Consider the following 11341-nt stretch of genomic DNA (forward strand, 5'->3'; position numbering starts at 1 on the left):
GCAAGGGACAATCCCCTCTCTGGCTCTGGGGAATGGTGTCCCGCAAGGGACAATTCCCTCTCTGGCTCTGGGGAATGGCGTCCCGCAAGGGACAATTCCCTCCCAGAAGCGTAAAGCGTGTCCCGCAGGGACGAAAGCGAGCCATGCTCAACAATAGCAAAGACGCGCCTGTCAAACTCCCACGTTCGTCCAATTGGCAGGTGTCCAGAGGGCGCAGCGCCTCGGGGTCCTCCCTTGGAAGGGAGGATTTAGGTGGGTTCGAAAAGCACTTAAGGATTCCAAATGAAAAATGGGGGTCAAAGGGGTCTCCCCTTTAAAATAATGATGGGAGGATTTACACAAGATGGCTATAACTCGTAAAAAAATCACAGTCGTAGGAGCTGGCTTCACAGGCGCTACAACTGCACTAATGCTGGCTCAAAAAGAACTAGGCGATGTTGTTCTTGTCGATATCGCACAACTTGAGAACCCGACTAAGGGTAAGGCGCTTGATATGCTTGAAGCTACTCCGGTACTAGGCGTAGACGCTAACATTATCGGTACGTCTAACTACGATGACGCGAAGGATTCTGATGTTGTTATCATTACAGCGGGTATCGCTCGCAAACCAGGCATGAGCCGCGATGATCTTGTCAACACAAACGCAGGCATCGTGAAATCGGTTTGCGAAAACATCAAAGCTACAAGCCCTAACGCTTACGTTATCATCCTAAGCAACCCGGTTGATGCGATGACTTATGCGGCATTCCAAACGCTCGGATTTCCTAAAAACCGCGTAATCGGCCAATCCGGCGTACTTGATACGGCACGCTACTGCACATTTATTGCGCAAGAGCTGAATGTATCCGTTGAAGATGTTCGCGGCTTCGTGCTAGGCGGACACGGCGATGATATGGTTCCACTCGTCCGTTACTCGAACGTTGGCGGTATACCAATCGAAAAACTGATTCCAGCGGATCGTATTGAAGCTATCGTACAACGCGCACGCGTCGGCGGCGGCGAAATCGTTAATTTGCTTGGCAACGGCAGTGCATACTATGCGCCTGCAGCTTCCCTTGTGCAAATGACGGAAGCCATTCTTAAAGACAAAAAACGCATTATTCCGGTAATCGCTTTGCTTGAAGGCGAATACGGTTATGATAATCTGTTCATGGGCGTTCCGACAATCATTGGCGGCGATGGCATCGAGAAAGTGCTTGAGCTTGATTTGACTGCTGAGGAAAAAGCGGCGCTTGATAAGTCAGCGCAATCCGTTCGCAATGTTATCCAAGTCGTAACTGGCTAAATAACTTGCTGCGCGCAGATAAAATAAATGAATGCGTTTGGGAGGACCCTGACAGAATGCTGCCAGGGTCCTCTTGTTTATTTTTCAAAGCGAAAAAGTCATGGTTTAGAAGGAGGGTTCAGGTTGATCGAACAAGCGAGAGAAGCATTGAAACGGGTATACGGTTATGATTCCTTCCGCAAAGGACAAGAGGATATTATTTCGGGGATTTTGCAAGGGCGCGACACGTTAGCCATTCTGCCAACCGGCGGAGGGAAATCGATTTGCTATCAAATTCCATCGATGCTGATGCCGGGTACGTCACTTGTGATATCGCCGCTTATTTCGTTAATGAAGGATCAGGTGGATGCCTTGCGGCGGGTAGGCGTGTCCGCAGCATTTCTTAACAGCTCATTGGGAGCTGCGGAATATCGCGATGTCATGCGAAAGGCCATGCAGGGCGAATATAAGCTGTTATACGTCGCACCGGAGCGACTTGACGCGCCGATGTTCCAATCGTTGTCGGAGCAGCTTTCCATTCCGCTAATCGCGATCGATGAGGCGCACTGCGTCTCGCAGTGGGGACATGATTTTAGGCCAAGCTACCGCCAGCTTGCAGGCTGGATTGCACGGATGAAGGACCGGCCGCTTGTAGCTGCGTTTACGGCTACGGCAACGACCGAGGTTGCGGCAGACATTTCAGACATGCTGAAGCTTCGTGACCCGAGCGTATTTGTAACCGGGTTTGCCAGACCCAATCTGTCGTTATCCGTGGTTACGGGCGTGGAAAAGAAGAAGTTTCTTGAGAGCTATGTGGCTGGACGCAAGGAACAATCCGGCATCATCTATGCGGCAACCCGCAAAGAAGTAGAGAATGTTTATGAGCAGCTGTCGCGCCGCGGCATTCAAGCCGGCAAATACCATGGAGGCTTATCCGATGCGGAACGGGCCGATACGCAGGAGAAATTCCGGTTTGATGACATCCGCGTCATGGTTGCCACGAATGCGTTCGGCATGGGAATCGATAAGCCCAATGTTCGGTACGTGCTGCATTGGCAAATGACCAGCGACATCGAATCCTACTATCAAGAAGCGGGCCGCGCGGGCCGCGACGGCGAGGAGAGTGAATGCATTCTTTTGTTCGAGCCTGCTGACATGCAGGTGCAGCGCTTTCTGATCGAACAGGGCACTGGAGATTCGGACCGAAAGTCTATACAACTCTCCAAGCTGAATACGATGATGAATTTCAGCCGTACCCAGCGTTGCTTGCAGCAATTTATCGTCGATTATTTTGGCGAAACAGGCGTTGAAGCTTGCGGCAAATGCAGCAGCTGCCTTGACAAGAGCGAGCCTGTCAATCGGACAGAGGAAGCGAAGATGGCACTCTCATGCGTTGGCCGGATGAAAGGCCGCTTCGGGGTAACGATGGCCGCTAAAGTCCTGAAGGGATCGAGAGACAAGCGTCTGCTGGAGTTTGGGCTGGACCGGTTATCGACTTACGGCTTGATGCGTCATTTGCCCGAGAAAGAAATCGCGGATTGGCTTTATTGGCTCGTATCAGAAGGTTATTTAAAGCTGAGCGACGGGCAATACCCGGTCGTTTCTTTAACCGCAAACGCGCTTCCGGTGCTGGAAGGCCGCGAATCGATCATGCAGAGAGTAAGGGCTACCGTAAGGCAAGCCGCATCTGGCGACAGCGCGAGCGCCTCTCCTTTGTTCGATGCGCTAAAGCAGTGGCGCAAAGAAAAAGCAGCGGCGGAAGGAGTGCCGCCATTTATGCTTTTCTTCGACGCTACGCTTCGGGAAATTGCCAATGCGCAGCCGCAATCGGTTGACCAGCTGTTAAGCGTGAAGGGAATTGGCGCGGCAAAGGCGGAGAAATACGGTGAGGAATTGCTCGCAATCATACGATCTTTTGAAGGCGAAGGGAAGACGGCCGCGAAAATTTCGAACGTCCCGCGGGAAGCTTCGGCATTTAATAAAAGTTCGGACGGCGATGAGCAGCCGAGCCATTTGGCGACGCTTGCGCTTTTTACGGCGGGACAGGAACCGGATGAGATTGCAAAAGAACGCGGTTTAAGCAAAGTGACGGTAGAAGGCCATATTATTCGTTGTGCGGATGAAGGCGAGGACGTGGACTGGAGCCGGATTATCCCAGCGGAATACGAGCAATTGATCGTAGATGCCATAGGCGAGCAAGGCACGGAGAAGCTGCGGCCGATCAAAGATGCTTTGCCCGAGGAAGTTACTTATTTTGCAATCCATGGGGTCATGAGCAAGTACGGCTTCAAAGGATAAAAAGGGAGTTCATCTAGATTATTGAAGTCCTTTGCGCCAAGGTGTGAAAATTTCGGGAACGATTCAGATTTAGTTGCGCTTTCCCATGTATAAAAGCCCGGATTGGGAGCGTAGTTATTTGAAAAAAATCTCGTTTCTGATAAACTAATCGATATACACAATTTTGGCAGGAGTGGATCGTTGATTACGCTTTACCAAAACAGGAGGAGTAAAAAAATGGATAATGCAATGTTGTTTTTGCATGTATTAGGTGCAGTTGGCATGGGGTTTTATATCGTGCTGCCTATCATGATCGGCAGAGCCTCTAAGCTGGCCGGCCTTGGACAAGGAGGTCTGGCGGAAGGTTTGCTTTCGGCGAATCGCATCGCTCAGTATTTTCTAATTCTACAGCTGCTAACGGGCGGCTATTTGATGTCGCAAGCCGATTACAGCGTAGCTTGGATGGTGATTGTCATCCTGCTTTTCCTCGGCATAGCCGCGCTGGGCGGAATTATTTCGAAGCCGCTTAAGCTGGTCGTGGCATCTATTCAAGATGGCAAAAGCGCAACTGCGCACATCGGCAAAGCTCGTGTCTTGAGCATCATCGTGTTGGTGCTGTATATTGCGATCATTTACTTCATGATGTTTCCAATGGGTGATGTTTAATTTGTTTTTTGATTATAAAACGTTGTAGGGGGATTTTAACGTGCATGAATCATCACCGCAAATTGTAACGTTTGGCGAATCCATGGCTCTATTTATGCCGCAGGAGCATAAGTCGATTGAACGTGCCGCGACGCTTGAACAAAGCTTCGGCGGAGCGGAAAGCAATGTCGCAATTGGACTTGCACGTCTAGGTACCTCCGTGGGCTGGTTCGGCGCGCTGGGCGATGACCCGTTCGGCAAGATTATTTTGAAGACGCTGCGCGGTGAAGGCGTTGACGTATCGCGCGCGCAGCTCAGCACAGAAGCGCCAACGGGCATGATGTTCCGCGAGCATGTGGCGGGCAGATTGGCTGTCCATTATTTCAGAAAGCATTCGGCGGCAAGTCGGATGCTGCCTGAGGACTTGGACGAGAATTATATTCGGGGCGCTAAGCTGCTTCATGTAACCGGTATCACGGCTGCGCTGAGCGAGGATTGCCGGAAGACACTGCGCCGCGCGGTTGATATCGCGAAGGAAGCTGGCGTTCTCGTCAGCTTTGATCCCAACCTGCGTCTGAAGCTGTGGCCGATTGAGCAGGCGAGGGAGATTCTTTTGCCGTTTGCCGCAGACGCGGATTACTTTTTGCCTGGCTGGGACGAGCTTAAGCTCTTGTATGATACGGATGACTATGAACATATCAAAGGTCAGCTGACGCAGCTGAAAGCTGTGTCTATTATTAAAGGCAGAGGCGATACAACAGTCGTACTGAACAACGGGCAAGAGGAGAGCTTGCCGTTTTACCCCGCCGAGCAGGTCGTGGATACGGTCGGTGCGGGAGACGGCTTTTGCGCGGGCTTTTTGGCAGGCATCATGAAAGGCTTATCTCCCGTGGAGGCGGTACGCCTTGCCAGCATTAACGGTTCATTAGTCGTGCAGATGCGCGGTGACTGGGAAGCTTTGCCGGAGTGGAGCGTCGTTGAGCAGCGGATGTCCGCCAAAGCCTGGGTGGAGCGCTGAAAATGGCTGATGCAATAGGAAACAAGGGGCAGCGCCGCCGCGAGGCTGTTCTGCAGCTATTAAAACAGCAGGGAAGAGTTACGATTCCTGAAATGGTTGAACGCTTTGGCTGTTCGGAAGCAACGGCCCGCCGGGATTTGGAGCAGATGGAAGCCGAATATCCCGTTATCCGCACGATCGGCGGAGCGATGTACGATGGCATGAACTCGGTAAGGGATTTGCCGTTTGCGGAGAAGGAAGGCCTATCGATTCTGGAGAAGGAACGTGTAGCCGAGCTTGCAGCTTCTTTGATCGTGGAAGGCGACGTGATCGGCTTGTCGGGAGGCACGACCAATTTTCTCATCGCCAAGACATTAAAGTCCCGGAAGGGCATAACGGTCGTAACGAATGCGGTTAATATCGCCATGGAGCTCGCGGGAAGCGATATTCAAGTCGTCGTAACCGGTGGCATTATGCGGCACAACAGCTTCGAGCTATGCGGCCCGCTTGGCGAGGGCATGGTAGCCCATTTGCATATCGGCAAAATGTTTATCGGCGTTGACGGTATTTCTGCCGCAAGCGGCATTACGACATATTCGGAGCAAGAAGCGCAAATTGCTAAAGCACTAATTAAGCGTTCGCAAGCGGCCTACGCCGTTTTCGATCATACCAAAACAGATCGCGCTTCGTTATTCTCCATTGCTACCCTTGCCGAGCTGCGCGGTGTTATTACAGATCTCCCGCTTACCGAGGAGCTGGCGGAAGTGATGAAGCAGCAGGGGATCTCGGTATATGTAACGGGCTGACCACTTCCTTGCTTTTACTAATAAAGATGGTATTTCCCTTAGTCGGGAGATGCCGTCTTTTTTCTATATCAATGATTACGCCTGCCCATGCGGATCATTACATTTTATTAATCGTGCCTACAACCTCATTCGTATCGCCATTTACGAAAATGATATGTTGCGTGACCATCTATCCGCAAAATAAAAAGAAAGCACGGGAGGCTTAGAATAGCTTCCGAGCTTTCGATTATGGATTATTTCCTATAGGCTGGCTTCAAAAACAGAACGGCCTTGAACCCATGTTTGTTTGACTTGTAGCTGCGCATCGGTCCATACCAGATCGGCATGCTTGCCGCATGCGATGGACCCTGTGCGGTCGCTAATGCCAAGCTGCTTCGCTGCGTTGCCGCTTGCCAACCGGCTAAGCTGCTCAAGTGGCAAGTTTGTGTGCTCATGCATGTACCGAATCGCGCCGATCATCGTTAAACAACTGCCCGCCAAGGCATTTCCTTCGCGTAAGCGTGCTTCGCCTTCTTTTACGACAACGGCTAAGCCGCCTAGGCTGTACTCGCCATCGGGCATGCCGGCAGCAGCCATTGCGTCTGTGATGAGAATGACTTTGTCCAAGGGCTTCGCGGCAAGCACCAGCCGGATCGCAGCAGGATGAACATGGATGCCGTCCGCAATAAGCTCCGCGGCAATACGGTCATCGGTCAGCACCGCGCCGAGGGTACCCGGCTCGCGGTGATGCAGCCCCCGCATCGCGTTATACGTATGAACAGCCTGTGTTAAACCCGCATCGGCAGCGGCAATGACTTCCTCGTAAACCGCATCAGTGTGCCCGCAAGCAGTGTTGATGCCTTGCTCCGCCAGCCAAGCTATCGTCTCGATCGAGCCGCTTTTCTCGGGTGCAAGCGTAAGCTGGCGAATGAGCTCTGGCCATTTCGTATGCCACTTCTGCATCCATTCCAGCTGAGGCGTTTTAATATAAGCCGGATTTTGGGCGCCGGGCCATTTCTCGCTGATGAAAGGCCCTTCCAAATGCACGCCGAGCAAAATTGCATACGGCATGTCATTGCTTCGGTACTCGGAAACGGCATGAAGCACGGCTTCAATCGCTTCCTTAGAGGCCGTCATCGTGGTAGCCAGCATTCCTGTCGTGCCCTGCGAGGCATGGAATTTCGTAATCGTATGATAGCTTTCTTGGGAGGCATCCATAAAATCAGATCCGTAGCCGCCGTGCACATGAACATCAATAAAGCCGGGAAACAGAAAGCCGCCTTGACCGTCAATAAAGGGAAGCTCCTCTGCAGCAGCGGAGTCGTTAGCCTCGCCAGAAATAATTTGCGCTATTTTACCGTTTTGGACGATAACGCTGCCGGTTGCGACCCGGTCTTCCAAGACAATATTGATATTTCGAATAATCCAGTTTGAAGAGTTTACAGTCATTTAAACTAACATCCTTCCAGCCTCGCGATCAAGCAGAACGATAACGCGGGCATGTGTTTGAAGCAGCGAAGCAGGCACGCTAGTGGTAATCGGTCCCGTCAAAGCTTCCTTTACAATCTCCGCCTTGTCAGAGCCGCGGACGGCCAATACGATGGTGTTTGCTTTCAAAATCGACCCGACGCCCATCGTAATGGCGTATTCTGGCACTTCATCCATCGAAGCGAAAAACCGAGCATTCGCCTCGCGCGTTTCTTTTTTTAGCTTTACCGCGTGAGTGCCGCCGGATAAATTGACATCCGGCTCATTAAAGCCGATATGGCCGTTGTGGCCGAGACCAAGCAGCTGGATATCGACGGGCTGTGATTCCAGCATGGCATCGTACCGAGCGGATTCTCCTTCCATGTCGGGAGCCATTCCGTTAGGCAGATGCGTTTGCGCAGCAGGGATATCGATATGTGAAAACAAATGCTTGTTCATATAATAAGCATAGCTTTGGTCATTTTCAGGCGTGATGCCGACGTATTCATCCAGATTAAAGGTCGTAACCTCTTTAAAGCTAACTTTATTTTCCTTGTACGACTCTACCATTTTGTCATAAATTCCAATGGGTGTCGATCCCGTGGCAAGGCCAAGCACCGCGTTTGGTTTTTCTTTGACTGTATTTATAAATAGCTGTGCGGCATAAGCGTCCAGTTCCTGCTGCGTATCAAACATGAGCATTTCCATGTGTAGGCCTCCTTGATGGATTCGTTAGCTTTAGTTTATATGAGTTTCGACGGAATAACAATATAAAATGATTATAAAAATCAATTAAATGATTGTAAAAATCATTTTTACATTGGACAAATTCTTGCTCCATCGCTAATAGGATAAAAGATAAGTTCATTCAAGGATGGGTTTGACTTTCAATTTACACAATTTAACATCGACCGGTAAATGATGTACAATTTTGCATACATGGGGTGAAGCTCTTTGAACAGGAATAAGCTGCTGCCTGAGCTGGATGGACGTTCGTCGTCCGCCCGCGAGCCGGCAAAACGAGTACAGCGCAAGGAGGCAGCGGCATGGAAGCAGCAATCATAGGCGGCGGCATCGGCGGAATGGTCAGTGCGCTTTTGCTGGCAAGAGCAGGAGCAAAGGTCACTTTATTTGAACGGCAGGAACGCTTGGGGGGAAGACTGGCATTCGAGCAGGATCAGCGCTATCGGATCGACCGCGGACCAACCATCGTACTACTGCCGGAAATGCTTCGCTCCATAGCTAGGGAAGCAGGCATCAGCGATGATGAATATGAGCTTATTCGCTGTGATCCGCTGTATCGGATTCATTTTTCCGACGGCTCGCGCTTAACCAAATGGACCGATACGGACCGCATGTCGGAGGAACTGAACTCGCTCTCAGCCAAGGACAGCAGCGCCTTCCGCCGCTATATGCGGGATATGGAGCCGCTCTTCCAAGAAGCGAAAGAGCATTTTCTAGAGAAAACGTTCCTGCAGCGTCATACGTGCCTCTCTTGGCGGAATATGAAGCTTTTCGCGAAACTGCGCGTTTTTTTGAGCATACGGCAGATAGCAGAAAGTTATTTTGGAGACAAGAGAGTGATCGACGCGTTTTCCTTGCAGGCACTGTATGCCGGCGGAATACCGTCAGGTTCTCCTTCCTTGTATACATTTATTCCCTATGCGGAGCATGCCTTCGGCATCTGGTATATGAAAGGCGGCTTTGCAAGCTTTGCGGCTGTGCTGGAGCGAGCGCTATACCGCGAAAATATTAAGGTTTACACGGGCGCTCAGGGCGCGGTAAGGCAAATCGTAACTGCAAATGGCGAAGTAAAAGGTTTGCTGCTGGCGGACGGTACAAGGCATACGTATGAGAATATCATTTATAACGGGGATTTTCCGCACTTGGCAGGAATGCTGCAAGGAGAAGCTGAACCGATCAAGCAGCGTGAATTTGTTCCATCCTCCGGCTGCGTGCTCGTGTATGCCGGCGTGAATAAGCGTTGGGAAAAAGGAGCTGAAAGAACGACGCATCAATTTGTCATGCCGGAATCCTTGAAGGATAGTCTCCGCGTTATCGCAGCGAAGCAAAAGCTCCCTGGAGAATCGGAGCCATTGCCCGCTTATTACCTGTTTAATCCTTGTGAAATTGACGATGAAGCTGCTCCTCCGGGGGAAACGGTGCTTTATTTTCTAATTCCGGCGCCGATACCGGTCGATCTTCACTCTTCTTATGATTGGAAAAAGGAAAGCAGCCTGCTGGCAGACCGGGTGCTCGCGGACGCAGAAGAGAAATTATTCCCTGGCTTAAGGGATGCTATCGTATGGAAAAAGATAAGAACGCCTCAAGATGGCATGGGCGAAGGCTGGTATAGAGGGGGGAGCTTCGGGATTGCGCCGACTTGGTCGCAGTCGGGTGCGTTTCGTCCGCAGTATGCGCCTTATAACATAAAAGGATTATACAGCGTAGGCGCTTCTATGCATCCGGGCAGCGGCGTGCCGCTCGTGATGCAGGGAGCAAAAATGCTCGTGAACCATTTGCTAGAGGAGCGGGCTTGATCGAAGATTACACTGCCGAAGAAGGGGCAACTCGTGTTTTTATGTTTATTAACGCTTGATATTTGTCAAAGTCATGAAGCTGGAAGCGAGAAACAAAAAATTATGCTATGCTAGAACATAGTCATTTTGCCGGATTTGGTATCGGTTTCTTGGAACAAGCAAGCTTACAGTTGGGGAGCATATCAAACCGGATAAGATATAACATGATAGAGGAGCGAAACGCGGTCTGCGTCGCCAGGGAAGGCGCTGCCCGTTTAGGCTTGGGAGGTACGAGCATGTCAGTGGATCAACAAGCAGCAACAGCGAAGCGCAAGGGGGAGCATATACGGATTTGCCTGCAGGAGCAGGTGAACAGCGTGGGCATCGAAACGGGGTTGGAGCGGTATCGCTTTAAGCATAATGCGCTGCCTGAGCTTTCTTTTAGCGAGGTTAGACTGGATACCGAGTGGTTTGGCAAAAAGCTTGGCGCGCCGCTGCTGGTGAGCTCCATGACGGGCGGGACGGACGAGGCGGGCGCCATTAACCGCCGCTTGGCCGTTGTTGCGGAAGAGCGTGGCTGGGCGATAGGTCTGGGCTCGATGCGTGCTGCCATAGAAAATGAAGAGCTTGCCGGCTCTTTCTCCATCCGCAGAGATGCACCGACCGTTCCGGTCATTGCCAATATAGGAGCGGTGCAATTTAATTACGGCTTCGGGACGGAATCCTGCCGCAGAGCGGTAGAAATTGCGGAAGCGGATGCGCTCGTGCTGCATTTGAACAGCATGCAGGAAGTGTTCCAGCCGGAGGGAGATACGGATTTCCGTCATCTGCTTTCCGCGATCGAACAAGTTTGCAAGGTCTTAAACGTACCGGTTGGCGTAAAAGAGGTTGGCTGGGGGATCGATGCGGATACGGCAGCAGCGCTTGCCGGCGTTGGCGTGTCCTTTATCGATGCGGCTGGCGCAGGCGGCACCTCTTGGAGCCAAGTTGAGAAATTCCGATCCAGTGACGAAATGCGGCGGCAGGCAGCCGAATCATTCGCCGATTGGGGAATACCGACTGCAGAGAGCGTAGTAGAGATTCGGGAGCGGCTTCCGCAAGCGAATATTATTGCGAGCGGCGGCTTGCGTACGGGCGTCGATGCTGCGAAAGCCATTGCGCTCGGCGCGAATCTGGCCGGCTTTGGGCGTGTTCTGCTTCCGCAGGCAGCGGGAGGGAACAGTGCCATATCGCAGGAGCAATTGCTGCAGCAATTCGAACGTATTGAATTCGAGCTGCGCACAGCGATGTTCGGCATTGGAGCGGGCTCCGTAAGTGAACTGAGACAAACGAATCGGCTGCTGCTTAAATAGAGCCGGCAAAGAAAAAAGAGGTGTATCAGAAGCAA

9 protein-coding genes are annotated in these 11341 nt (G+C 51.5%); 7 read left to right on the forward strand and 2 right to left on the reverse strand.

Annotated elements, in window-relative coordinates; translation table 11 throughout:
• Positions 1-343 precede the first annotated feature (343 nt).
• From mdh to ACN6MW_RS22435, 5 genes are all read left to right on the forward strand, one after another.
• The gene (gene mdh, locus ACN6MW_RS22415) at positions 344-1285 is read left to right on the forward strand and encodes a malate dehydrogenase (protein ID WP_364143408.1); all 942 of its coding nucleotides are present in this window, start codon (positions 344-346) and stop codon (positions 1283-1285) included.
• A 123-nt stretch (positions 1286-1408) separates the two neighbouring features.
• Positions 1409-3562 carry a DNA helicase RecQ gene (gene recQ / locus ACN6MW_RS22420; protein WP_419872134.1) on the forward strand — a complete coding sequence of 718 codons (2154 nt, stop codon included), beginning with the start codon at positions 1409-1411 and terminating at the stop codon, positions 3560-3562.
• Between the two features lie 216 nt (positions 3563-3778).
• Positions 3779-4207, forward strand: a complete 429-nt coding sequence (locus ACN6MW_RS22425) for a hypothetical protein (RefSeq protein ID WP_419872135.1) — start codon at positions 3779-3781, stop codon at positions 4205-4207.
• Positions 4208-4247: 40 nt separating this feature from the next.
• On the forward strand, positions 4248-5204 hold the full coding sequence (locus tag ACN6MW_RS22430; RefSeq protein ID WP_364143400.1) for a sugar kinase: 957 nt from the start codon (positions 4248-4250) through the stop codon (positions 5202-5204).
• Positions 5205-5206: 2 nt separating this feature from the next.
• Positions 5207-5989 carry a DeoR/GlpR family DNA-binding transcription regulator gene (locus tag ACN6MW_RS22435; RefSeq protein ID WP_419872136.1) on the forward strand — a complete coding sequence of 261 codons (783 nt, stop codon included), beginning with the start codon at positions 5207-5209 and terminating at the stop codon, positions 5987-5989.
• A gap of 240 nt (positions 5990-6229) precedes the next feature.
• On the opposite strand, the gene nagA is transcribed toward ACN6MW_RS22435, so the two are convergent.
• A complete protein-coding gene (gene nagA, locus ACN6MW_RS22440; RefSeq protein WP_419872137.1) occupies positions 6230-7417 on the reverse strand; it encodes an N-acetylglucosamine-6-phosphate deacetylase in 1188 nt (395 codons plus the stop codon).
• Complete coding sequence (gene nagB, locus ACN6MW_RS22445; protein ID WP_419872138.1) at positions 7418-8143, reverse strand: glucosamine-6-phosphate deaminase; 726 nt, start codon at positions 8141-8143, stop codon at positions 7418-7420.
• A gap of 338 nt (positions 8144-8481) precedes the next feature.
• Between nagB and ACN6MW_RS22450 the strand changes: the two genes are divergently transcribed.
• Both ACN6MW_RS22450 and fni read left to right on the forward strand, forming a co-directional pair.
• Entirely contained in the window at positions 8482-9975 is a 1494-nt protein-coding gene (locus tag ACN6MW_RS22450; RefSeq protein ID WP_419872139.1) for a phytoene desaturase family protein, read from the forward strand.
• A gap of 275 nt (positions 9976-10250) precedes the next feature.
• Positions 10251-11306 (forward strand): type 2 isopentenyl-diphosphate Delta-isomerase, encoded by a 1056-nt coding sequence (gene fni, locus ACN6MW_RS22455; RefSeq protein WP_364143388.1) that lies wholly within the window; start codon positions 10251-10253, stop codon positions 11304-11306.
• The last annotated feature ends 35 nt before the right edge of the window (positions 11307-11341 follow it).

Origin of the sequence: Pristimantibacillus sp. PTI5 (assembly GCF_048572955.1) — a bacterium.
GTDB lineage: Bacteria > Bacillota > Bacilli > Paenibacillales > Paenibacillaceae > Pristimantibacillus.